We start from the raw sequence: 23,611 nt of genomic DNA, 5'->3' as shown, positions 1-23,611 counted from the left end.
CGTCGGAGATTCCGCGCAGCGCTGTGCATCCGTTTCGATGTGCGAGCAACGGGGTGGGTGCCGCCGACGAACCACATCGTGCGGCCTCACGCTCTGGCTGGCCCTATTCGAGCTTCACAGACCACCTGATCGCGCGGCCACTCCGATCGTGCTCGCTGCGCGCCGAACGAGCGCACGGCGGAACAACAAACGGGTCGCCGAACGTTCCACCGAGTTTCGCGCGCCGCCCGAACCCGTCCGCGGACTCGAATAGCAGCAGGTTCCGCCGACGTTCGCGGAGCACCGCGAGCGGTCGTCCCGCACCAGGTCGGGCCGCCGGAGCGAAGGTCGGCACGATCAGAGACAACGCTTGCCCCACAGCCCTCATACCCTGCGCGTCCGCGCCGGCGGCTCAGCGAGCCCGAGGCGGCCGCACAATTCCCACTCGCGGTTTCATAACATTCCCATGGAATTGTCGAACACGGCGGATGAGATCACGCCGTTATGAAATTTCCGCTGCTCACGGGCCCCCGAGGGCACGTTCAGAGATGACACTCCGATGACCGCTGGGCAGGCTGGAGTCTCGTGGAATTCACCGTGTTCTCGGTGACGATCGACAAGCGGATTTCCCCGGGAGGCTCGAGGAATGATGGCGAATACGCGCATCGCGATCGTCGGAATTGGTTTGCGTTATCCGGACGCGAGTTCCCCTGACGAGTTGTGGAACAACGTTCTCGCCGGCCGCCGCGCATTCCGGAATCTCCCGGATGAGCGGATGAACAAGGCCGATTACTGGTCGGCCGACCCCGCCGAGCCGGACCGGTTCTATTCGAGCAAGGCCGCAGTGCTGCGCGACTACGAGTTCGACCGGGTGAAGTACCGGGTCGCGGGCAGCACCTACCGCTCGACCGACCTCACGCACTGGCTCGCGCTCGACGTCGCCGCGCAGGCCCTCGCCGACGCCGGTTTCCCCGGTGGCGAGGGCCTGCCGAAGCGGTCCACGGGCGTGGTGATCGGCAACAGCCTGACCGGCGAGTTCTCCAGGGCGAACCTGATGCGGCTGCGCTGGCCCTACGTGCGCCGCACGGTCGCCGCGGCGCTGGCCGCCAAGGGCTGGGACAACGACCAGGTCGGGGACTTCCTCGCCGACCTGGAGCCGCAGTACAAGGCGCCGTTCCCGCCGATCGACGAGGACAGCCTCGCGGGCGGGCTCGCCAACACCATCGCCGGCCGGATCTGCAACTACTTCGACCTGCACGGCGGTGGTTACACGGTCGACGGCGCGTGCTCGTCGTCGCTGCTGTCGGTCACCACGGCGGCGAAGTCCCTTGTGGAGGGTGACCTCGACGTCGCGCTGGCCGGTGGCGTGGACCTGTCCATCGACCCGTTCGAGGTGATCGGTTTCGCCAAGACCGGAGCGCTGGCCACCGGTGAGATGAAGGTCTACGACCGGGGTTCTAACGGGTTCTGGCCCGGTGAGGGCTCCGGCGTCGTGGTCCTGATGCGCGAGCAGGACGCCCTGGAACGCGGCGCCGGACGCATCTACGCCACGATCACCGGTTGGGGCGTGTCCTCGGACGGCAAGGGCGGCATCACCCGGCCCGAGGCCGGCGGGCACCGGCTCGCGCTGGAGCGGGCCTACCACCGCGCCGGGTACGGCGTGGAAACCGTCTCCTACTTCGAAGGCCACGGAACCGGGACCGCGCTCGGCGACGCCACCGAGATCGAGGCGCTGTCGTCGGCCCGCCGCGACGCCGATCCCACCGCTCGCAAGGCGGCGCTCAGCTCGATCAAGGGCAACTTCGGCCACACCAAAGCCGCGGCCGGGGTGGCGGGGCTGATCAAAGCGGTGCTGTCGGTGCACAACCAGGTCATCCCGCCGGGCACCGGTCAGCAGGACCCGCACCCGCTGCTGGAAGCCGACAACGCCTCCATGTACGTCCCGCGCGAGGCGGAACCGTGGCCGCAGGACCAGCCGATGCGCGCCGGTGTCTCGGCGATGGGATTCGGCGGGATCAACACCCACATCACCGTCGAGCAGGCGCCCAACACCGAGCGCAGGGCGGGCCTGGCGCGGGGAGTCACCGACCTGGTCACCGGGCGGCAGGACGCCGAGCTGCTGCTGCTCGACGCACCCGATGCCGCGGGGCTGCGCGACCGGGCCGCCCGGCTCGAACAGCTGATGGGCAAGCTCGCCTTCGCCGAGCTCGCCGACCTGGCCGGCACGCTGGCCCGTGACCTGGCCGGACACCCGTGGCGCGCCGCCGTCGCAGCGACCAGCCCCGACGACGCCGGGCGCAAGCTGACGAAGCTGGTCGCCCACCTCGACGCGGGCAGCCGGCGGGTCTTCGCCGAGTCGGACGGGATCTTCGCCGGGCACTCCCCCACCGCGCCGAAGATCGCCTACCTGTTCCCGGGCCAGGGATCGGGGCGCGGCGCGGTCGGTGCGATCCGGCGCAGGTTCGCCGAGGCCGAGCGGGTCTTCGCCGCCGCGGGCGTGTCCTCGACCGGGGACCAGGTGGCCACCGAGGTCGCCCAGCCGCGCATCGTGGCGGGCTCGCTCGCCGCGATGCGGGTGCTGCGAGGCCTCGGCATCGACGCCGACACCGCGGTCGGGCACAGCCTCGGCGAGCTGACCGCCCTGGCCTGGGGCGGCGCGATGGACGGCGATCAGCTGCTGTCGCTGGCCGCGACCCGCGGCCGGATCATGGCCCGCGCCAGCCGCGGCGGCGGCACCATGGCCGGGCTGACCACCGGACCGGAGAAGGCGCGAGAACTGGCCAACGGCCTCGGAGTCGTCGTCGCCGGATTCAACGGTCCCGAGCAGACCGTCGTTTCCGGTGCGATCGAATCCATCGAGCTGGTGTGCAAGAAAGCGGCGGACGAAGGAATTTCGGCGACCCGCATCAACGTCTCGCACGCGTTCCACTCCCCGTTCGTCACACCGGCCGCCGACGCGATGACCGAACGACTCGCCGAATTGCCGTTCACCGCCCTTTCCCGCCCGGTCATGTCGACGGTGACCGGCGACGTGCTCGATCACGACGTCGACGTCCGAAAGCTGCTGCGCGACCAGGTCCTCGCACCGGTGCGGTTCCACGAGGCCGCCGCCCGCGCGGTCGACGGCGCCGATCTCGCCGTCGAGGTCGGTCCCGGCCGGGTGCTGGCCGGTCTGCTCCAGCAGATCGCCCCGGGCACCCCGGTGCTGTCGGTCGACACCGACAACGCCTCGCTGAGCCCGTTGCTGACCGTGGTCGGCGCCGCCTTCGCCGCGGGCGCCGCGGTGGACGGCACCGCGCTGTTCGCCGGGCGCGGTCTCAAACCGCTGCCCGCCGATGCCGAGTTCACCTTCCTGGCCAGCCCCTGCGAGACCGCTCCGGAACTCAGCGCGGACCTGGCCACCACGACCACCCGGAACGAGCCCACCTCGGTCCCGGCCGAGCCGGGCTCCGGTGCCGAGCAGATCTCCACGGTGGAGCTGCTGCGCAAGTTCGCCGCCGAACGCGTGGAACTTCCGCTGGAGGCCATCTCGCCGGACACCCACCCGCTCGACGACCTGCACCTGAGCTCGATCACGGTCGGTCAGATCGTCAACGACGTGACCAAGGAGCTGGGCAGGCCGCCGCTGACCGCGACGCCGAACTTCGCCACGGCCCGGATCGGCGAGCTCGCCGAGATCATCGACCAGCTCGCCGACACCGCGCACGACGCCGACGCGCCGGCGCTCGAAGCGCCCGGCGTGGCCGACTGGGTGCGGCCGTTCGCGGTCACCCACGTCGAGCGGCCCCGCCCGCTCGTCGAGATCGGCGGCGTCAGCCCAGCAGGCGACTGGTCGGTCTTCGCCCCGCGAGGCCACGTGCTGGCCGAGCCGCTCGTGGCGGCGCTGGCGGGCGCGGGCATCGGCGACGGGGTCCTGCTGTGCCTGCCCGCCGACTGCGACGACAGCCACGTCGGGCTGTTGCTGGACGCGGCGCGGGCGGCGCTGACCTCGGCCCGGCTGGTCGTGGTCCAGCAGGGGCTGGGCGCATCCGGCCTGGCCAAGACCCTGCACCTGGAGAACCCGTCCACCGCGACCACGATCGTCGAGCTCGCCGACGTCGCACCGACCGACCCGCAGGCCGTGCGCCTGGCCGTCGCCCAAGTGGTGACCGAAGCCCTGGCGACGACCGGGTTCGCCGAGGTGCGCTACGACGCCGACGGCAAGCGGCTGGTGCCCGTGCTCAACGCGGTGACACCGGCGGAATCCGGGCAGCCGCAGCTGGATTCCGGCGACGTGCTGCTGGTCACCGGCGGCGGCAAGGGCATCACCGCCGAGAGCGCGCTGGCCATCGCCACCGACACCGGCGCGAGCCTGGGCCTGCTGGGCCGCAGCGATCCCGCCGAGGACACCGAGCTCGCGGCCAATCTCGCCCGGATCGAGGCCGCCGGCGTGCGCTACCGCTACGCCCGGGCCGACGTGACCTCGCCCGAGGAGGTCGCGGCCGCCGTCGCCGAGATCCGGGCCGACCTCGGCGACGTCACCGCGGTGCTGCACGGCGCCGGGCGCAACGAGCCCGAAGGACTGGCCACCCTGTCCGAGGAGTCGTTCCGCCGCACCCTCGCGCCCAAGATCACCGGTCTGCGGTCGGTGCTCGGCGCGGTCGACGGTGCCAGGATCAAGCTGCTGATCACCTTCGGCAGCATCATCGGCCGCGGCGGTCTGCGCGGCGAGGCCCACTACGCCACCGCCAACGACTGGATGACCGAGCTGACCCTGCGGTTCCAGCGCGAGCACCCGAACGCGCGGGTCCTGGCGCTGGAATGGTCGGTCTGGTCCGGAGCGGGCATGGGCGAACGGCTCGGCGTGGTCGAGGCGCTGATGCGCGACGGCATCACCCCGATCTCCGCCGACAAGGGCATCGAGCTGCTGCGCCGGGTGCTGGCCGACCCGTCGGCCGGACCGGTGCTGGTGGTCAGCGGCCGCAGCGGCGACCTGCCGACGCTGGAGCTGCAACGGCCCGGCCTGCCGCTGCTGCGCTTCCTCGACCGGGTCAAGGCCTACTACCCCGGCATCGAGCTGGTCACCGAGGCCGACCTGTCGGCGGGCAGCGACCCGTACCTGTCCGAGCACGAGATCGACGGCGACCTGCTGTTCCCCGCGGTGCTGGGCATGGAGGCGATGGCGCAGGTCGGTTCGGTGATCAGCGGCTCGAACGGTCGACCGCTGATGGAGAACATGGAGTTCCTGCGGCCGATCGTGGTGCGGCCCGACGGGCAGACGACCGTGCGCATCGCCGCCCTGGCGACCGCGCCCGGCGTGGTCGACGTGGTGATCCGCAGCGACGAGACCGGGTACGGCACCGACCACTTCCGCGCCACGCTGCGCTGGCCGAGCCCGGAACTGCCCGCTGAGCACCACAGCGCCGCGGCCGAGCTGCCCACCGTCCCCGTCGACCCGGCGACCGAGCTCTACGGCGGGTTGATGTTCCAGGGCAAGCGGTTCCAACGCCTGATCGGCTACCGGCGGGCCAACGCCCGGCACGCCGTCGCCGAGGTGGAGGCCCGCAGGCAACCCGGCTGGTTCGCCGCCTTCGTGCCGCAGGAACTGCTGCTGGCCGACCCGGGAACGCGCGATGTGGCGATGCACGCGCTGCAGTGCTGCGTCCCGGACGCCACGCTGCTGCCGGAGCGGATCGAGCGGCTGCACCTCACGCCGGTGGGCGAGGAGCCCGAGTACGTGGTGCTCGACGCCCGGGAACGGCACCAGGACGGCGACAGCTACACCTACGACATCGACCTCACCTCGCCCTCCGGTGCGCTCCTGGAACGCTGGGAGGGGCTCACCCTGCGCGCGGTGCGCAAGAACGACGGGAGCGGCCCCTGGGTGCCGTCGATGCTCGGGTCCCACCTCGAACGCTCGCTGGAGCGGGTGCTCGGCGGCAGCCGTGCGGTGGTGGTCGAACCCGATCCGGCCGGCACCGGAGCCGGGGGCACCACCGAGCGGCGGACGCAGACCCGGATCGCGGTGAGCAGGGCGCTCGGGCGGCGCGTGGAGCTGCGGTACCGGCCCGACGGCAAGCCCGAGACCGATGGCGCGCAGGTGTCGGCCTCCCACGGCGGCGGGCTCACCCTGGCCCTCGCCGGCGAGGGCAGGCTGGCCTGCGACGTCGAGTCCGCTGTGGACCGTTCCGGGGAGGACTGGGCCGCGCTGCTCGGCGCGCACCAGCTGCCGGCGTGGAACCTGCTGCGCGGCAACGAGTCCGACGCGGTGGCGGGCACTCGGGTCTGGGCCGCGCTGGAGTGCCTGCGCAAGGCCGGGTCCACCACGCAGGCCCTGACCGTCGAAGAGGTGCGCGAGGACCGGTGGGTGCTGCTGTCCGCGGGCGACGCCGCGGTCGCGACCTGGGTGACCCGGGTCGACGGCAGGCCCGACCCGCTCGTGTTCGCGGTGCTGTCCGGGAAGGAAGGACGCTGATGACCGACTACTACGAGATCAGGCACACCATCGGTTTCGAGGAGACCAACCTCGTCGGCAACGTCTACTACGTCAACTACCTGCGCTGGCAGGGCAGGTGCCGGGAGATGTTCCTGCGGGAGAAGGCACCCGGCGTGCTGGCCGAGCTGCAGGACGACCTGAAGTTGTTCACGATCATGGTCGACTGCGAGTTCTACGCCGAGATCACCGCCTTCGACGAGCTGTCGGTGCGGATGCGGCTGGAGGAGCTGACCCAGACCCAGATCCAGTTCGGCTTCGACTACGTCCACCTCAAGGACGGCGTGGAGTTCCTGGTCGCCAAGGGAAGGCAGCGGGTCGCGTGCATGCGCGGTCCCAACGCCGACACCGTGCCGTCGCGGGTGCCCGACGAACTCGTCGCCGCGCTCGCGCCCTACGCCGAACGCACCGCCGCCCAGACGTCGATGATGACCGCTGCGGGAGGATGAGATGACCGAGAACGGGCACACCGCCGCCTCGAACGTCGCGCTCGACGTGCCGGCGCCGGTGTCACTGCGGGAGGCCATGGCCCAGTTCGCCACCGGAGTCACGGTGATCACCACGCCCGGCCAGAGCTGCCACGGCATGACGGCCAACGCGTTCAACTCGGTGTCCCTGGAACCACCGCTGGTGCTGTGCTGCGTCAGCCACACCTCCCGGATGCACGCCGCGATCACCGACGCGGGCCGCTTCGCGGTGTCCCTGCTGGGCGCCGACCAGGAGAACCTCGCCCGCTACTTCGCCGACAAGCGCAGGCCCGGTGGGGTGGCCCAGTTCGACACCGTCGACTGGGTCGCCGGCCCGCACACCGGCGCACCGCTGCTGTCCGGTTCGCTGGCGTGGCTGGAATGCGAGCTGACCGAGGCCTACGCGGGCGGTGACCACTCGGTCTTCCTGGGCAGGGTGCTGAGCTCGCTGCGGAACACCGCCGGGAAGGCGCTGGTGTTCTACAACGGCAGTTTCCACCGGGTGGCGTAGAGCAGTCCTCGGAATCGTCTTGCGCGGTGGGCCACCCGCGGGTGGCCCACCTTCCGAGCGGCTCCGCCGCTTCGGAGGAAGCCCGTTGCTCGGGAGTACTGAACTTCTCAGCGAGGAGGCCATAGTGGACAGGGAAGGTGGTGCCGTCGCGGATGTGCCGGGACACCGCGAGGCACGTTCCAGGCGAGCCGCTCAGCGCCGCGGTGGTTCCTCCACCCGGCCCTTATCGACACCGGGTTGTGCGGCATGTCAACGAAATCGGCTCCACGACCGCGCAGAGTCCGGCGGAGTGGAGGAGCGATGAGCGACGCGGGAAACATGGACCTGTTGCGCAAGCAACGCGACGAGCTGCGGGACGAGGCGATCGCCGGTGACCCCGCAGGCGTGGCGCGGCAGCGGGCGCAGGGCAAGCGAACCGCGCGGGACCGGCTCGACCTGCTGCTGGATCCGGGCTCGTTCACCGAGATCGACATGTACCGCAGGCACCAGGCGCACGGCTTCAAGGTCGGGGACAACCGGCCGCTCACCGATGGGGTCGTCGCCGGGTCCGGCACCATCGACGGGCGCCGGGTGTTCGTCTACGCCCAGGACTTCACGATCTTCGGCGGCTCGCTGGGCGCGGCGCACGCGGCCAAGATCCACAAGGTGCTCGATCTCGCGCTGGCGACCGGGTCTCCGGTGATCGGCCTGAACGACAGCGGCGGAGCGCGCATCCAGGAGGGCGTGCTCGCGCTGGACGGCTACGGCGGGATCTTCCGCCGCCAGGTCGCGGCCTCCGGGATCATCCCGCAGATCAACGTGCTGCTCGGACCGTGCGCCGGTGGCGCCGCCTACTCCCCCGCGCTCTCGGACTTCACGTTCATGGTCCGCGGCACGGCCAAGATGTACCTGACGGGCCCCGACGTGGTCGCCGCGGTCACCGGGGAGCGGGTCAGCCATGACGAGCTCGGCGGCGCCGACGTGCACGGCAGGCGCTCCGGTGTGGCCACCTTCGTGCACGACGACGAGGAGTCCTGCTTGGAGGACGTGCGCTACCTCGTCTCGATGCTGCCCGCCAACAACCTCAGCGGTGCACCGGTTCCGCCGCGGCGGGACGTCGTCGACGAGCCGAGGCCCCGGCTGGCCGACATCGTGCCGGCCAAGCCCAACCTCCCCTACGACATCCGCGAGGTGATCGCGGAGCTGGTGGATGACGGGGACTTCCTGGAGCTGCACGAGACCTGGGCCGCCAACATCGTCTGCGTGCTCGCCCGGATCAACGACGAGGTCGTGGGCATCGTGGGCAACCAGCCCCTGGTGCTGGCCGGGGTGCTCGACATCGAGGCATCGCAGAAGGCCGCCCGTTTCGTCCGGTTCTGCGACGCCTTCGGCATCCCGCTGGTCACCCTGGTCGACGTGCCCGGGTTCCTGCCGGGCACCGACCAGGAGTACTCCGGCGTCATCCGGCACGGCGCGAAGCTGCTCTACGCCTACTGCGAGGCGACCGTGCCGCGCATCCAGGTGATCCTGCGCAAGGCCTACGGCGGCGCGTACATCGTGATGGACTCCCGCTCGATCGGCTGCGACCTCTCGCTGGCCTGGCCGACGAACGAGATCGCCGTGATGGGCGCCGAGGGCGCGGTGGACGTGCTGTTCCGCAAGGAACTCGCCGGTGCCGCCGACCCCGACGCACTCCGGGTGTCGCTGATGGACACCTACGCCGACGAGCTCGTCCACCCGTTCTACGCCGCGGAGCGGGGCCTGGTCGATGACGTGATCGATCAGGCCGACACCCGGACCGCGATCGCCTCCGGGCTGGCCATGCTCCGGGAGAAGCGCGCGCAGCCCGCGCCGCGCAAGCACGGCAACCTGCCCATCTGAACCGGACGCGTCATGACGCCGAGTGGCGGGCCGGTGGCGGTGAGTACCGCCCGGCCCGCCACTCGGCGTCGGCCGCGTTTCAGCGCTCGCACAGGCAGCCCGGTGAGCGCGCTTCGGAGCCCGGCTCGGGCACCGCCGGCCCGGACCTGCCGAGGAACTCGGCGTCGAAGCGCATCCGCGCGCGAGCCACCGACCGGGCGGCCCGCTCGGGGGTGTCGCCCGCACCGATCATGAGCCGCACCAGCTGCATCTCGAAGCACCGGTCGGCGTCCCACGGCTCGACCAGGTAGTTGCCGAGTTCTAGGGTGACCAGGCCGTGCGTGGCGAACCACATCTGGTGGGCGATCAGATCGGCGTCCAGCGGGCTGAACCGGCCCGCGGCCACGCAGCGGCTCGCGCACTCGACGACGTTCGACAGCGTGTACCGCCCGTGCTGCCTGTCGTTGTCGGACAGGGAGAAACCGGCGAGGGACAATCCGCCGAACATGACCGCGTACAGGTGCGAGTTCGACTGCGCGTTGTACCTGTACGCATGCCCCAGCATGGCCATGTCGGCCACCGGATCATCGGTTTTCGCCACGCCCGTCATGTGATTCTGCAATCGGGAGAAACCCTCGTACACGATTTCGCGCACCAGCCCGCGCATTCCGCCGAAATGGGTGTAGACGCCCATTGTCGAGCCGCCTGCCTCGGCTGCGACCCGGCGTGCGGACAAAGCACTCGGACCGCCTTCGGCGAGCAGCCGGGCGCCGACTTCGATGAGCGACTGACGTGCTTTCGGATCAGATTTGCGTGGACTCATGGCGTGGATCCGGTTCGAAGGTGCATCTCGGGTCCCTCCACGAAGCGCGAGGCGCGGAACAATACCCGTCAAACCACCGAAACAACGTCCGGAACGTTTTCGGCCCTGAAATTGCGCATCGCATCGGACCGCACGTCGACCGGCGCGAGCAGCACCGGCGGATCGACCGTGCGCTGCGGGCGCAACAACAGCTCGACGACGATCGTCGACGCGTCTCTGCGCATCACGATCGGCCCGCACGACCCGACGTAGGGCGCGTCCGCGGACTCTTTCGGCACGATCACGTTCTCCTCGGCCCCGATCGCGATCGACTGGGCGTGGACGAACCACTTGCCGTTCGGGACGTCGTTCAGCACGAACGGGCCGGGGCCGGGCAGCAGCGCACAACTCGCGGGCGGTCCCTGCGGGATCGGGTCCCGGAAAAGGCCGACGAAGGTGAATCCCCGCCTGCCTCCCTCGGTGACCCGCATGCTGCCGCGAATGGTCGCGCCGAGACGATCCATGCGGTGGACGCGGCTGTCGGCGGCGAGGTGAGAGGTGTAGCCGCCCAGCTGCCGGAACGTGATGGGGGATACTCCCACGCTGCTTCGGAAGCGGGAGCTGAACGTACCGGGGCTGTTGTAGCCGACCTGGTAGCTGATGTCGGCGACGGTGGACGAAGAATTCAGGAGGAGGCGCATCGCTTTCTCGAGGCGAAGCGCCGACAGATATCGGGCCGGCGAGACCCCAGTCACCCTTTGAAAAAGCCGCGTAAAGTAGAACTTGCTGAATTGTGCCGCCTGAGCCATGTCGTCAACGGTGATTCGATCGGCGAGATTCTGACGCATGAAGGAAATCGCGCGTTCGACCGCGTGCACCGTCTGTTCGTCCATAATTCCCTCACCTCGGTATCCCCAAACTCACCACAACCTAGCAGGTGATAAAAGAGTTCTGCAACCTGCCGAGTTCAGCAACCGCGTTACACGAATTCTTGCACAGCGCGGGACCGTAATTTTCCGACGTCGTCCCGCCATGACGGAATAACGCCTTACGTCTTTTCAGTCGCCGGAGCATTACGCCAAACGGGTGCGAAAATTGTCCATCCGCCCCAAGGAATATCCCATCCGGGTGATTATTTCCGGAGCAGTCGCACTGCGTGTTCGGGCGAAAGCAATTATGAAGATGCAGCAGGCTGCGCCTATAGCTATTTTTCGCCAACGGTGGCCTTCGGCTGCTCGCCCGAACGACGTCGGTCCTCAGAGGAGCACCCGGTTCGGCACCGGGGCGGTGCGTTCCGCGGTGCCCGCCGCCGGCCGCCACGGCAACTGGCCGGTCGCCGTGGCGGGCGACCGGCCGTGCAGTGCGCCGCTCAGAGGAACTGCGTGTTCGGCTCGAGTCCGCAGGCGACCCGGCCGTAGAGCTCCAGATTGGTGTCGGGGTGGGCGAACGCGTGCAGGCTCGAAGTGTGGATGTCCCGTGCGATGCGCTGGATCGGCACGGTCATGCGGACCGACGACGCGCCGCTGGCGTTGTTGAGGATGTCCACGGATTCCTTGGCCCGCTGGATGGTGAGCCCGAGGTCCAGGCGGGAGGTGACGCGGTCCTGCACGGACCACGGCTCGCCGGGCGCCTTGGTGTCCACTCGCGTCGCCAGGCGGTGCGCGTGGAAGCCGGCCTCGTCGGTCCGCGCGGTGGCCTCGGCGATCTGGATGTGGGTGAGCGGGGCGTGGGCCTGGTGCTCGTAGTCGGTGTAGGTGATCTTGCGCGTGGGCAGCCGCTCCATGAAGGCCGCGTTCGCCGCGCGCGCCAGGCCGTAGGCCGTGGAGCTCGTCACCGCGCAGGCCCACGGCAGGAACGGGACCCTCCAGAGCGGGGACCCGGCGTTGATCACCGAGCTGTGCCGCCCCTCCTGCATGACCGGCATCATCGGGAGAATGCGGGAGTCCGGAACGAACACGTCCTTCGCGACGGTGGTGACGCTGCCCGTCCCGCGCAATCCGGTGGAGTCCCAGTCGTCGACGATTTCGAGGTCCGACATGGGCAGCAGAACCAGCACCGGCTCCGGCTGCTGGCCTTCGACGACGCGCACCGCGGCGTGCGCGTTCCAGCTGCTCTGCCGGGCACCGGAGTTGAAGCCCCACTGGCCGTTGAGCACCACACCGCCGGAGGTCGGCACCCCGACCGCGTTCGGCGCGAAGGTGCCGCTGATCCGCACCTCGCCCGAGCCGAAGACCTCGTCCTGGACCTCGTCCGGCAGAAGTCCGGTCAACCAGTTGCTGAGGGTCCAGACGGTCGCGGTCCAGCTCGCCGCGCCGTCGCCCAACGCGATCTCGGACAGCACGTCGACCAGCGTGGTCGTGTCGCACTCGTAGCCGCCGTACCGCGCCGGAAGGGTCATCTTCAGCAGGCCGGCGTCGGTCATCGCCTGGATCGTGTCATCGTGGAGAATGCGATTCTCCTCCTGCCAGAGCGCATTCTTGCTCAATAGCGGGGCCAAGTCCTTCGCCCGGCCGACGAGTTCTTCCCGCGAGGGCGCGACACTGGTTTTCATGAGTGCTCCATAAAGTTTCCGACCGACCCGCGGCCGGGGCTTTGGATGTTGTGAGCCGATTGGCGGCCAGGAGCGGGACTGCTCAGTGGCCCGCACAGTTTGATCGTGACATCGCGCTGTCCGCGCCGCTTCTCTCGATGTGCCTTACTGGACTCGGGTTCTCCGACGGGGAAGCATGGCGATGTGGCGCTGTTGAACGACAACAGCGCCAAGTGAAATGACCGGAATCGAACGACACCGGTTTCGTTTCCGGGCTCCGGCCGAGCGATTGCCGGCGATGGAGATCTGGCTCGCCCCGGCCTGCCGAGCCGAGCGCAGCACGGTGTCCGAGGCACCGTTCGCGGCTTCCCGGAGAGGTCCGCGCTTCCGGCCTGCCGGAACAGGCCTCGGGCCTGCGGCATTAGTTCGCAATGGCAGAAGAGGAGCATCCCACTGCCCGGTCAATGCCGTGATCACGATTCCGAGATCGCGGCATTTCCGAGTGTGGTCCACCACTGCAGCTTCACTTCGGCGCGTGAGCTGGTGACGGCGTGGTGTGCGTGTCGGCGTCCCGAGTCAGCTGATCGCTGCGAGCACTGCGGCGCCTGCGGCGTCGAGTTGTTCGCTGACCCTGATCGTCCTGGGCGTGGGCAGCGGAATGCCGAGGTGCTGCTCGCGCAGTTCCTCCATGAACGCCTGCCACATCTGGGGGCCACCGTCGTGCAGCAGAATGGCCTTGGCGCGCATGGGGGCGAAGGTGGGGCGGTGCCGCACACCCCACCAGGCGAGTTCGGCCATCACCGGCACCAGCTCGATGGCGTCCTCGGTCAGGCTGTAGGTCACGCGGTGACCGCGCCCCGGGTCGTCGCGGGTGAGCAGGCCGGCGGCGAGGAGATCACGCAGCCTGTTGGCGAGGATGTTCGATGCGATGGACTCCTCGGACTCGCGCAGCAGCGTCCGGAAGTGGCGGCGGTTGGTGAACATGATGTCGCGCAGCACGATGAGGGACCACCGGTCGCCCAGCACCTCGACCGACACGTTGATCGGGCAGCCTGATCTCGATTCGTCCAACAGAATCACCCCTAACCAGTTGCATAATACAGCCACTCCGCGGCCGAATGAGTGATTGCAGAGCGCAAGCACTACGTGAGGGGTGATGTGCCGGAGCGGAGACGGTGCCTCGCCGCCCGACCGTCGGCCGCCGGGGCCACCAACCGCAGAAGGACGTTACGCCGGGGGAAGACCGCGGATCAGGTCGGCGGCCTTCTCCGCGATCGCGATGACGGGGGCGTTGGTGTTCCCGCGCACGAGGACGGGCATGACCGACGCGTCGACCACGCGGAGCGCGTCGACGCCGCGGACGCGGAGTTCAGCGTCGACGACCGCGCCCATCGCACAGGTGCCCACGGGGTGATAGGCGGTCTGGGTGTTGCGCCGGACGTAGGCTTCGAGATCGGCCGCACGGCTGCTGGCGGGCGGCGCGAGCGGCGTTTCCGTGTACGGCTTGAGCGGCGTCTGGCGCGCCAGCTCCAAGCCGAGCCGGAGCCCTTCCACAGCGACGTCCAGGTCCGATCTCTCCGCGTAGATGTTGTGCGAGATCACCGGTTTCGCGGTGGGATCGGAAGAGGCGATCGTCACGCTGCCGCGGCTCTGCGGACGGAGCACGTACGCGCCGTAGGAGATCGCGTGCGACGTCGGTGCGCCCAGTCCCCCTTGCCGGAACATGACCGCCCCGGCATGCAGCTGGACGTCTGGCTCCGAACCTCCTGAATGGACGTTGGCGAACCCCCCGGCCTCCACGACGTTCGAGGTGAGCGGGCCGCTGCCCTCCTCATCGAACTGGCGCCGGTACCGCGGGTCACTGGCGATCAGCAGGCTGACCGGGTGCTCGTGGGGGTAGACGAGCAGGGCCTGCGGGTGGTCCTGGAGGTTGGCCCCCACCTGCGGCTGGTCGGCCAGGACGGGGATCTCCAGCGCGCTCAGCGCGTCCGCGGGGCCGATCCCGGAGAGCATGAGCAGCTGCGGGGAGTTGTAGACGCCCGCGGACACGATGACCTCGCGCTCCGCCCTGATCGAGATCTCCTCGTTCAGGTGGGTGCCGACGATCCCGGTCGCGCGACCCGATTCGAACGTGACCCGGTGAACCTGGAAGTCCGTCCTGACGGTCAGGTTCGGGCGATCGAGCGCCGGACGCAGGAAGGCGTCGGCCGCGCTCCACCTCCGCCCGTTCCGCTGCGTGAGCTGGTAGAAGCCGAACCCGTCCTGCGTGGCACCGTTGAAGTCCGCGTTCTTCGGAAAGCCCGCCGCTGCGGCGGATTCCACGAAGGCCGCCGCCATCTCGTTGTTCGAACGACCCTCCGAAACCGCGAGAGGGCCACCGACTCCGTGGTACTCCGACTCGCCGCGCTCGTTGTCCTCGGAGCGCTTGAAGTACGGGAGCATCTCCCGATAGCTCCAGCCCGGCTGGTTCCACTCGTCGTAGTCGGCCCGGTTGCCCCGGATGTAGACCATTCCGTTCGTGGAGCTCGAACCGCCCAGCACCCGGCCTCGCGGCAGGTAGACGCGACGACCGGCGAGGGCCGGTTCCTCCTGGGTGTCGTAATCCCAGTCGTATCGCGTGCGGTACATCTGGCCGAAGCGGGAGGGAACGCGGATGATGTCCGCATCGTCGGACGGCCCCGCCTCGATGAGGCAGACCGTCACCGTCGGGTCCTCGCTGAGGCGCGCGGCGAGAACGCATCCCGCAGAACCGGCGCCGATGATCACGTAGTCGTACATTTCTCTTCCCCTTCGGGATTCTCGTGCGGCAGGACGGGTCGACTGGTCCGACAGCCGCCGGATCGCGCTGTTGGGAGAAATTCGTCCGAGCAGCGAAGAGGGCGGCAGTGAACTTCACCCGCCACCCTCTGCGTGCCGTTCAGCGAGGACTCAGGGTCCCGTCGCCGCGCAACCGCGAGACCACCTCGACGATCGCCTCCGAGATCTGCCGCGCCTGGGAGCGTTCGAGCACCAGTGGCGGCGCCAGGACGACGGTGGCGTTGTAGTCGCGCACGATCACGTGGTGCGCCCGCCGAAGCTCCGCCGAGACGGCCGCCGCGCCGGCGAGGAGCGGCTCCCGGCTCTGCCGGTCGGCCACCAGCTCGATGCCGGCGGTCGCTCCCGCGACCCGCACCTCGCCCACCGTCGGGAATTCGCGCGCCGGCGCCAGATCCGCTTCGAACCACTCGCCGATCTGCTTCGCCCGGTCCAGCAGGCCCTCCCGCTCCAGCACGTCGAGGTTGGCCATCGCGACGGCGCAGGCGACCGGGTGGCCGAAGTAGGTGTGGCCGTGGAAGAAGCCTTCCGCCTCGGTGATCGCATCCGCGATCCCGTTGCGGATGAGCACCGCGCCCAGCGGCATGTACCCGCTGGTCAGCCCCTTCGAAGTCACGATGATGTCGGCGTTCATGCCACGGCGCTGCGACTCGAACCAGACCCCGGTCCGGCCGTAGGAGGTGACCACCTCGTCGGCGATGAGCAGAATGCCGTGCGCGCTCAGCACTTCGCGGATCCGCGGCCAGTAGTCATCCGGCGGGGGGACCACGCCGGCGCCGCCCATGACCGGCTCACCGATCATGGCAGCGATGTTTCCGGCCCCGATGCGCTCGATCGTCTGCTCGAGCTCGTTCACCAGGAAGTCGGTGGGGTGCTGGCCCCCGTAGAGCTCGGAGTGGAACGGAAGCGGCGGTGTCACCTTCTCGACGTTCGGCAGGTTGGGCCCGAAGCCGTGCTGCACCAGGTCGAAGCCGCTCGCGGTCCCGCTGCCGTAGGTGCAGCCGTGATAGGCCAGCCGCCGGGAGATGATCCAGGTGCGGTCCGGCTCGCCGCGGCGGAAGTGGAACAGCCGCGCGGCCTTGAACGCCGAGTCGACCCCTTCCGAACCACCGTTGGTGAAGAAGACCCGGTCGATTCCCTCGGGCGCGAGTCCGGCCAGCCGTTCGGCCAGCCGGATCGACGGTTCGTTGGAGTAGACGTCGAATCCGGTGAAGTACTGCAGTTCGGCCATCTGCTCGGCGGCCGCTTCGGCGAGTTCGGGACGGGCATGGCCGACCTGCCCCATCCAGTTCGCCGATCCCATCGCATCCAGGTACTCGTTTCCTTCCGCGTCCCAGACAGTGCTCCCCTTTCCCCGCACGATGATGTGGCGTTCGTCGCGGTCGGCGCGCTGATGCGGGTGGATCACATATTTCCGGTCCCGGTCTTTCAGTTCACTTGCCGGCGCCTGGATAGGCAGATCAGCGGAGGCTGCCATTTGTCCATCCATTTCGTGGTCGGAACTTCTGCGGCAGTGATATCTATTCGAGGACAGCCTCGCCCACGGGCCGGAACGCTTCATCTTCCAGCGTGCTGCAACGCCGACGCCCCGATCGCCCGCCCGGCGCGGGCAGCGGCGCGAAGACCACCCGGCCGGCCGGTGAGGGCATTCGGCGACGCGCACCCGCGAGAGCGTCCAACCGGTTCACCAGCCACTTCCCGGACCGGTTGCACATCACCACCACTCCCCACTACGGTAGGTGCTCGCATTACGCAACCACTATGGGAGGGGGCGATATGTCCGGTCCGTCGGCGGCGACGCCCGCATCGATCACGCCTGCCGAGTGGAACCGCACGGACTGCGCCCGGCTGCTGCGAGAAATCCCGGTCCAGGTGGGCGGCACCGGCGAGGAGCAAGGCGCGAGCGCCTTCCCACACCGCGCCGATTGCGCCTTCCACACCCATTCCTGCTGCGGGCGCGGCATCGACGCGTTCAAGAGCAACCACCGTTGTCTGCAGGACCGGGAACAACCGCCCGGCCGCGCCAATGCCCCCACCACGAGCCGGTTACGCCGCCACGACGAATGCGAACCCGCCATCGCTCGCCGGAATGCGGGCGGAAGAGCACGACCGGCGAACGCGGGTCCGTCTTGGCCGGTGGCCGCGACATTCGCGCGACACGACACGCACAACCCCAGTCAAGGAAGGTGTACATGAGTACCCCACAAGCAACGCTGAGCCAGGGCAGGACGAACCTGGTCCTGGCCGCGCTGTTCTTCGGAGTGTTCGTCATGGGCTGTGCGGAATTGCTCGTGGTCGGAATGCTCGATCTGATCGCCACCGATCTCGAGGTCTCCATCCCCACGGCCGGCACGCTGGTGACGGCCTACGCGCTGGGCCTGGCGATCGGCGGCCCGGTCCTGACCGCGCTGACGATCAAACTGGCCAGGCGCGCCGTCCTGGCCGGCGCGCTCGTCGTGTTCATCCTGGCCAACCTGGCCCCCGTGCTGATCACCGACTACCTCGTGTTCCTCGTGGCGCGCGGCATCGACGGTGCGGCGCAGGGGCTGTTCGTGGCCGTCGCTTTCGGTGTGGGCACCTCGATCGTCCCGCCGGAGCGCGCGGGCCGGGCGATCTCCGTGATCATCTCGGGTGTCGCGGTCTCGGCCGCGCTGGGCGTACCGCTGGGCACGGCGATCGGCCAGACGCTCGGCTGGCGCGGCTCGTTCATCGCGATCGTCGTGCTCAGCGCGATCGTGCTGATCATCACGTCGGCGCTGGTTCCCTCCGCGCTCAGCACCGGAGGCGGCGGCGTCGCCGGCCAGGCCAAGTACGCCTTCGCGCCACGGGTGCTGGCCGTGCTGGTCCTGAACCTCGTGGTGTTCACCTCGCTGTACACGGCGCTGACCTACATCGTGCCGTTCCTGCAGGAGGTCACGGGGATCACCGGCGCGATGATCAGCGTGTTCCTGTTCGCCTTCGGCCTGGCCAACGCGGTGGGTTCCTTCTCCGGCGGCTGGTTCGCGGACAAGAACGCCGGCGGCACCCTGATCGGCGGAACCGCCGGCACGGCGGTCGCCCTGCTGGTGCTCTACTTCGTCGGCGCCAACCCGGTCCTGGTGGCGCTGATGATGCTGGTCTGGGGCCTGTTCGCCTTCATCATGGTGCCCGCGCTCCAGCTCCGCGTGGTGAGCCTGGCCGGCCCCGGCGGCGAGCTCGCGCAGTCGCTGCCCGCCTCCGCGATCAACGTGGGCGTCGCGCTGGGCCCGATCATCGGTGGTGCGGCGCTCAGCAGCAGCACCTCGGCCCCGATGATCGGCGGCATGATCATCGCACTGGTCGGCACCGTGGTCGCCTTGGCCACCAGCTACCTCAAGCCACCGGTGGTCGCGGAAGCCACGGGGTCGGCGGGCGTGGTGCCCGAGCCGACCACCGAGCACGCCTGACCATCGTGGACGGTGGCCGAAGGCTGCCGTGGTTCACCGGTGCGGAGGCGGGGCGCACGCACGGCGCGTCCCGCCTCCGCACCGTCCTCGCTGTGCTGATCACCGACACACCGGCGCGGCCGGAATAGTCGGCCGGACAACGGATCTGGCCGGAGCACGACGATGCCGCCGGCGGTGAGGCCGGCGGCATCGTTGTGGGCGATGAACTCAGCTGCCGTCCTTCAAGGACCGGCTGAACGCCCGAACGTCCTGCACGTACAGGTCCGGCACTTCGAGCGCGGGCCAGTGCCCGCCACGCTCGAACTCCGACCAGTGCGTGATGGTCGGCAGCACCTGGTTGGCGAACCGGCGCAGCGGTAGGACGACGTCGTGCGCGAACACCGCGACACCCGCGGGCACGGTGAGCTCCCACGGGCCGCCCAACCGGGCGGCGAGGTTCTGATCGGTGCGGTCCACCGACTCGTAGTAGAGCTGAGCCGACGAACCCGCTGTGCCGGTCAGCCAGAAGATGCTGACGTTGGCGAGCATGAGGTCGCGGTCGACGACTTCTTCGGGCGCGGTCTGAGCACCGGTCCACTCCCAGTACTTCTCCGCGATCCACGCGAGCTGCCCCACCGGCGAGTCGGTGAGGCCGTAGGCCACGGTCTGCGGGCGGGTGGCCAGGAGGTTGAAGTACGGGGACAGCTCCCGGCCGAAGTGCATCAGCTTGTCCAGCCGCTGCGCCTCGACCTCGCTCAGGTCCGCCAGCTCGGCCGGGTCCTGCGGCGGGAACGTCGCCAGCGTGTTCACGTGCAGACCTGCCACGTGCTCGGGGTCGGCCAGGCACAGCTCCGCCGACACCATCATTCCCCAGTCACCGCCCTGCGCCACGTACCGCTGGTAGCCGAGCCGGGCCATCAGCTCCTTCCACGCCCGCGCGACCCGGTAGTGGTCCCAGCCCGCCGCGCGCGTGGGCCCGGAGAAGCCGAAGCCGGGGACGGTCGGGATGACCACGTGGAAGGCGTCCGCCGGGTCGCCGCCGTGCGCGCGCGGGTCGGTCAGCGGGCCGACGACGTCCAGGAACTCGACGAACGAGCTGGGCCAACCGTGCGTGATCAGCAGTGGTGTGGCGTCGGGCTCGGGCGAGGTGAGGTGTATGAAGTGGACGGTCGCACCGTCGATCTCGGTGGTGTACTGCGGCAGCTCGTTCAGCCGGGACTCCACGGCCCGCCAGTCGAAGGTGTCGCGCCAGTACTCCGCCAGCTCCTCGAGGTAGCCGACCGGAACACCACGCGCCCAGCCCGCGCCGGGCACCTCGTCGGGCCACCGCGTGTTCTCCAGCCTGCGGTGCAGGTCGTCCAGGTCTGCCTGCGGGATGTCGATGCGGAAGGGTTTCATGCGGACGCTGCCTTTCGGAGGAAACCTCAGTTGTGGAGGGAAGAACCGGCCGATCCGCCACCTCGGCGGATGAACTCCTGACCTGAGCGGAACTTCGGAAGTCTGCGCGCGCGTGGGACGTGGCGAACACGTCCCTGGTGACGCGTGTCCGACCGGCCCACGATGGGAAGGGATTGTTCAGCGGCCCGCGCAGTCCGATTGTGGCACCGCCCGTCTGGTGCTGCTTCTCCCGATGTGCCTTGCGAATTCCGGATGCGGTGGCGTCGGACAACCGCTGATCAGAGCACGTTGGAATAATTTCCGGCCGAGAGCGCGGAAGTAGTATTCGTGCCACGAAAGCCATCCGCTCTGCGCGTTCTTCAGTGCCGGTTCCCGATAAGCGGGTGGCGGCATGCAGCAACGCCGGGAAACGAAGAGGTTCAGCCATGAAGGTGTTCATCACAGGGGCGAGCGGCTACGTCGGAGGCGTGGTGGCCGGTCATCTGCTCGCGGCGGGGCACGACGTTGCCGCGCTGGCCCGCTCGGAGCAGGCGGCCGCGCGTGTCCGGCGTCTTGGCGCCCGGGTGGTCCGCGGGGATCTCACCGACCTCGGCGTGCTGCGCGACTCGGCGGCCGGGGCGGACGCGGTCGTGCACGCGGCCATCGATTTCGCGGAGCCGGACATGCGCAAGCTCGAAGAGCCGGCGCTGGCTGCCATGCTCGACGAGCTCGACGGTGGCCGCAGCTTCGTCTACGCGAGCACAGCCCTGGTCTACCCGGACACCGCCGGCGGGCCGCCGCGTGAGGACGGAGACCTCGACCCGGCCTCCCCTCAGCTGTTCAAGCGACTCGGCGAGCAGCAGGTGCTCGCCGCGGGTGGTGTCACCGCGACGGTGCTGCGCGGCTCGCTGGTGTACGGCCACGCGGGTTCGGCCCTTCTGCTGGCCATGATCGGTGCTTCCAAGGAGCACGACGCCGCGCCCTACGTCGGCCGGGGGACCAACCAGTGGTCCACCATCCACGTCGACGACCTCGCCCGGCTGTACGTGACAGCGCTCGAGAAGCAGATCGGCGGCGTGTTCAACGCTTCCTCGCGCGTCCAGGTCGGGGTGCGCGAGCTGTCCGAGGCGGTCTCGCAGCTCGTCGGCGCGGGCGCACGCCCGTTGAGCCCGGAGCAGGCGGCCCAGTCCTTCGGCCCGCTTCTGCCGATCCTCGACCGCGAGATCACGCTCGACCCGGCCCGCGCTGAGCAGGCCTTCGGCTGGAAGCCGCAGGAGGTCGGGCTGCTGGAGGACCTCACGACCGGCTCGTACCGCGCTCTCGCCCCCTGAGACCGGTGCGGTGCGATAAGCGCACGGGTGAAGGGCGTTGGAGATCAGGAGGCGCGGACCGATCTTGACGCCCTCCCGGCGACTCGGATGCTCGTCCCCCGCGAGCCCTCCGGTCAGAGCGACGTGAGCGAGCCGCCGGGTCGTGCTCTGCTCGCGTCGTCGCTCTGGCCGGACCGGGCGGGAAATCGGTGACGCCGGAGCGGCCGGGACGATCTCGGGGCGTCGTCGGGTGTGGTCCGCAACGCCCTGCACCGTGATCAGGCCGAGGTGCTCGCACCGCCGATGACCGCGGGGTCGTACTCGTCGTGGCGGCGCAGCCAGCTCATCGTGGAGCCGTTGCTGCGGCCGGGCGGCTGCTCCCAGTCCTCCTGGCGGCCGCGCGCGGTGAGGTCGAGGTAGTTGTAGGTGCCGTTGAGCAGGTCGATGCCGCGCCCGTAGCAGGCGTAGGTGTGGAAGACGCGATCGCCCTTGCGCAGGAACGCGCTCACACCGGTCTCCGAACCCCGGTACTCCTCCCACCCCGGGTTGTCCTGCATCAGCTCGTCGAGGTTCTTGTAGTTCCACTCCACCGGAGCGATCGCCGGGTCGAAGGTGGCGTGGAAGTCGTAGTTGAACTCGCTGCCGTACGACGAGTACCAGGGGACGGTCCAGCCCATGCGCTGCTTGTAGCGTTCGAGCTTCTCCAGCGGCGCCAGCGAGACGGCCGCGAACGTGGTGTCACGGGCGTGCAGGTGGCTGAGGTTGCCGACGTTGTCGAGCCAGAACGAGCAGGCCGGGCACCCCGCGTCGGCGTCGGGGTCGAACATGGCGTGGTAGATCACCAGCTGGCTGCGGCCCTCGAACAGGTCGATCAGGCCAACCCGGCCGTGCGGACCGTCGAAGGAGTAGTCCTTCGTGATCTCGACCATCGGCAGCCGGCGCCGAGCGGCGTTGACCTCGTCGCGGTGCCGGGTCAGCTCCTTCTCCTTCGCGAGCAGCTCGCGCCGAGCCACGAGCCACTGCTCGCGCGTCGTGATTTCCGGGTCGGACATCTGTTTCCTCATCCTTAGCTGATTGTCTTCTGCAACCACCCGAAGCCTAACGTGGGTGATAGCACCCTGCAAGCAGTTCTCGCGCGGCTTCGCCCTGCGCCCCCCGATCGAGCGCCGCCGACCGCCCGCCCCTTCGGAGCTGCGCGGATTCATTCCTGGTGAATCGCGAAAGCGCCTTCCTTGCACGGGATTCGGTGTGCAGAAACATCGAACTCGCGAGACGGAAGGCGCTTTCATTTGACCGTGGTCGCGTCGACGGCCGGGCGAACCGGAGCGGTCAGGGGAGCTTCTGCAGCCCGCCACCGGTCAGCACGTAGGCCGGTGCCACGTCGGCGGTCTCCGACCGCACCAGTTCGACCAGGGCGCTGCCGGCGATCTCCGGGGTGAGCAGCGGACCCTGCGACTTCAGGAAGTCCTCGACGGACTTGCCCGCCTGAGCCGCGTACGCCCGGACCGCCGGGCGGCCGACACCGGTCTCCGGCGCGAACCGCGGCAACACCGTGGTGAAGGTGATGTCCATACCGGCGCTGTTGGCCTCGCCCTGGGCGTAGCCGGTGATGAACCGCTGGGTGGCCTTGGCGCCCGCGTACCCGCCGCTGAGCGGTGAACCGCCGAGCGCGGCGCCGCTGCTGACCACGACCACCCTGCTGCCCGGGCGCAGCGGCTTGAGCAGGATCTCGCGCAGCCAGTGGAACGCGATCCGGGCGTCGGTCTCCCAGTTGACCGAGAACGTCTCCCACGTCTGCTCCTGGAGCGGACGCATGTGCGGGGTCGCGCCGGCCACCAGGACGATCGTCCGCGGTTCGTGGCGGTCGATGAGGTCGGCTGCCGCGGTGGCATCGCCGGCGTCGGCGATCTCCGTCCGGATGGTGCCGGATCCGTTGGCGGGGGCCGGGAAATCGGCTGCGGTGCGCGACACGGCGACCACCGGCGCACCGGCCTCGGCGAAGGCCGTGGCGATGCCGTGGCCCAGGCCGCGGCTCGCGCCGACGACGATCGTGGTCTTGCCGGACAGATCACTCATGGGTCCTCCAGGTCACAGGTGTGGGCCGAT

At 69.5% G+C, this 23,611-nt stretch carries 15 protein-coding genes and 1 pseudogene; 6 read left to right on the top strand and 10 right to left on the bottom strand.

The genetic code is table 11. From position 1 onward, the window contains the following. The first annotated feature begins 628 nt into the window (after window positions 1–628). The 4 genes from ATL45_RS27640 to ATL45_RS27625 all read left to right on the top strand — a co-directional run bounded on the left by ATL45_RS27640 (window position 629) and on the right by ATL45_RS27625 (window position 9,289). Window positions 629–6,433: a type I polyketide synthase gene (locus ATL45_RS27640; protein ID WP_093149738.1), complete on the top strand. Its 5,805-nt coding sequence runs from the start codon at window positions 629–631 to the stop codon at window positions 6,431–6,433. Further along, window positions 6,433–6,900: an acyl-CoA thioesterase gene (locus tag ATL45_RS27635; protein WP_093148975.1), complete on the top strand. Its 468-nt coding sequence runs from the start codon at window positions 6,433–6,435 to the stop codon at window positions 6,898–6,900. The genes ATL45_RS27640 and ATL45_RS27635 overlap by 1 nt, the downstream gene beginning before the upstream one ends. Window position 6,901: 1 nt before the next feature. Then, on the top strand, window positions 6,902–7,429 hold the full coding sequence (locus ATL45_RS27630) for a flavin reductase family protein (RefSeq protein WP_093148980.1): 528 nt from the start codon (window positions 6,902–6,904) through the stop codon (window positions 7,427–7,429). 300 nt (window positions 7,430–7,729) lie between these two features. Further along, window positions 7,730–9,289, top strand: coding sequence for an acyl-CoA carboxylase subunit beta (locus tag ATL45_RS27625; protein WP_246025579.1), 1,560 nt, complete (start codon window positions 7,730–7,732; stop codon window positions 9,287–9,289). A gap of 79 nt (window positions 9,290–9,368) precedes the next feature. On the opposite strand, the gene ATL45_RS27620 is transcribed toward ATL45_RS27625, so the two are convergent. From ATL45_RS27620 to ATL45_RS27595, 7 genes and pseudogenes are all read right to left on the bottom strand, one after another. Next, window positions 9,369–9,869, bottom strand: coding sequence for a TetR-like C-terminal domain-containing protein (locus ATL45_RS27620; RefSeq protein WP_246025874.1), 501 nt, complete (start codon window positions 9,867–9,869; stop codon window positions 9,369–9,371). A 54-nt stretch (window positions 9,870–9,923) separates the two neighbouring features. After that, window positions 9,924–10,091, bottom strand: a pseudogene (locus ATL45_RS39775) (TetR/AcrR family transcriptional regulator); the annotation flags it as partial. A 68-nt stretch (window positions 10,092–10,159) separates the two neighbouring features. Further along, the gene (locus ATL45_RS27615; protein ID WP_093148988.1) at window positions 10,160–10,963 is read right to left on the bottom strand and encodes an AraC family transcriptional regulator; all 804 of its coding nucleotides are present in this window, start codon (window positions 10,961–10,963) and stop codon (window positions 10,160–10,162) included. Window positions 10,964–11,439: 476 nt separating this feature from the next. Further along, complete coding sequence (locus tag ATL45_RS27610) at window positions 11,440–12,621, bottom strand: acyl-CoA dehydrogenase family protein (protein WP_093148992.1); 1,182 nt, start codon at window positions 12,619–12,621, stop codon at window positions 11,440–11,442. Window positions 12,622–13,176: 555 nt separating this feature from the next. Next, complete coding sequence (locus ATL45_RS27605) at window positions 13,177–13,680, bottom strand: winged helix-turn-helix transcriptional regulator (RefSeq protein ID WP_342775308.1); 504 nt, start codon at window positions 13,678–13,680, stop codon at window positions 13,177–13,179. A gap of 147 nt (window positions 13,681–13,827) precedes the next feature. Continuing rightward, a complete protein-coding gene (locus ATL45_RS27600; protein ID WP_093148996.1) occupies window positions 13,828–15,378 on the bottom strand; it encodes a GMC family oxidoreductase in 1,551 nt (516 codons plus the stop codon). Window positions 15,379–15,517: 139 nt separating this feature from the next. After that, a complete protein-coding gene (locus ATL45_RS27595) occupies window positions 15,518–17,077 on the bottom strand; it encodes an aminotransferase family protein (protein ID WP_246025578.1) in 1,560 nt (519 codons plus the stop codon). A 529-nt stretch (window positions 17,078–17,606) separates the two neighbouring features. Here ATL45_RS27595 and ATL45_RS27590 point away from each other — a divergent pair. Further along, window positions 17,607–18,839, top strand: a complete 1,233-nt coding sequence (locus ATL45_RS27590; RefSeq protein ID WP_093149004.1) for an MFS transporter — start codon at window positions 17,607–17,609, stop codon at window positions 18,837–18,839. Between the two features lie 207 nt (window positions 18,840–19,046). Here the strand turns inward: ATL45_RS27590 and ATL45_RS27585 are convergent, their stop codons facing one another. Next, window positions 19,047–20,216 carry an epoxide hydrolase family protein gene (locus ATL45_RS27585; RefSeq protein ID WP_093149009.1) on the bottom strand — a complete coding sequence of 390 codons (1,170 nt, stop codon included), beginning with the start codon at window positions 20,214–20,216 and terminating at the stop codon, window positions 19,047–19,049. 425 nt (window positions 20,217–20,641) lie between these two features. Here ATL45_RS27585 and ATL45_RS27580 point away from each other — a divergent pair, with 425 nt between their 5' ends. Next, a complete protein-coding gene (locus ATL45_RS27580) occupies window positions 20,642–21,526 on the top strand; it encodes an NAD-dependent epimerase/dehydratase family protein (protein WP_093149014.1) in 885 nt (294 codons plus the stop codon). 257 nt (window positions 21,527–21,783) lie between these two features. Here the strand turns inward: ATL45_RS27580 and ATL45_RS27575 are convergent, their stop codons facing one another. Both ATL45_RS27575 and ATL45_RS27570 read right to left on the bottom strand, forming a co-directional pair. Then, window positions 21,784–22,557: a DUF899 domain-containing protein gene (locus ATL45_RS27575; RefSeq protein WP_093149017.1), complete on the bottom strand. Its 774-nt coding sequence runs from the start codon at window positions 22,555–22,557 to the stop codon at window positions 21,784–21,786. Between the two features lie 277 nt (window positions 22,558–22,834). Then, on the bottom strand, window positions 22,835–23,581 hold the full coding sequence (locus ATL45_RS27570; protein ID WP_093149020.1) for an SDR family NAD(P)-dependent oxidoreductase: 747 nt from the start codon (window positions 23,579–23,581) through the stop codon (window positions 22,835–22,837). Between the last annotated feature and the right edge of the window lie 30 nt (window positions 23,582–23,611).

Origin of the sequence: Saccharopolyspora antimicrobica (genome assembly GCF_003635025.1) — a bacterium.
In the GTDB taxonomy this organism is placed as follows: Bacteria; Actinomycetota; Actinomycetes; order Mycobacteriales; family Pseudonocardiaceae; genus Saccharopolyspora; species Saccharopolyspora antimicrobica.
Note: the sequence above shows the minus strand (reverse complement) of the source record. Positions and strands in the feature narration are given on the sequence as shown.

What these genes read in the sequence shown, in the direction of transcription:
- ATL45_RS27640 (WP_093149738.1), top strand. Translation starts at nt 629, where the DNA reads ATGGCGAATACGCGCATCGCGATCGTCGGAATTGGTTTGCGTTATCCG.
- ATL45_RS27635 (WP_093148975.1), top strand. Translation starts at nt 6,433, where the DNA reads ATGACCGACTACTACGAGATCAGGCACACCATCGGTTTCGAGGAGACC.
- ATL45_RS27630 (WP_093148980.1), top strand. Translation starts at nt 6,902, where the DNA reads ATGACCGAGAACGGGCACACCGCCGCCTCGAACGTCGCGCTCGACGTG.
- ATL45_RS27625 (WP_246025579.1), top strand. Translation starts at nt 7,730, where the DNA reads ATGAGCGACGCGGGAAACATGGACCTGTTGCGCAAGCAACGCGACGAG.
- ATL45_RS27615 (WP_093148988.1), bottom strand. Translation starts at nt 10,963, where the DNA reads ATGGACGAACAGACGGTGCACGCGGTCGAACGCGCGATTTCCTTCATG.
- ATL45_RS27610 (WP_093148992.1), bottom strand. Translation starts at nt 12,621, where the DNA reads ATGAAAACCAGTGTCGCGCCCTCGCGGGAAGAACTCGTCGGCCGGGCG.
- ATL45_RS27600 (WP_093148996.1), bottom strand. Translation starts at nt 15,378, where the DNA reads ATGTACGACTACGTGATCATCGGCGCCGGTTCTGCGGGATGCGTTCTC.
- ATL45_RS27590 (WP_093149004.1), top strand. Translation starts at nt 17,607, where the DNA reads ATGAGTACCCCACAAGCAACGCTGAGCCAGGGCAGGACGAACCTGGTC.
- ATL45_RS27585 (WP_093149009.1), bottom strand. Translation starts at nt 20,216, where the DNA reads ATGAAACCCTTCCGCATCGACATCCCGCAGGCAGACCTGGACGACCTG.
- ATL45_RS27580 (WP_093149014.1), top strand. Translation starts at nt 20,642, where the DNA reads ATGAAGGTGTTCATCACAGGGGCGAGCGGCTACGTCGGAGGCGTGGTG.
- ATL45_RS27575 (WP_093149017.1), bottom strand. Translation starts at nt 22,557, where the DNA reads ATGTCCGACCCGGAAATCACGACGCGCGAGCAGTGGCTCGTGGCTCGG.
- ATL45_RS27570 (WP_093149020.1), bottom strand. Translation starts at nt 23,581, where the DNA reads ATGAGTGATCTGTCCGGCAAGACCACGATCGTCGTCGGCGCGAGCCGC.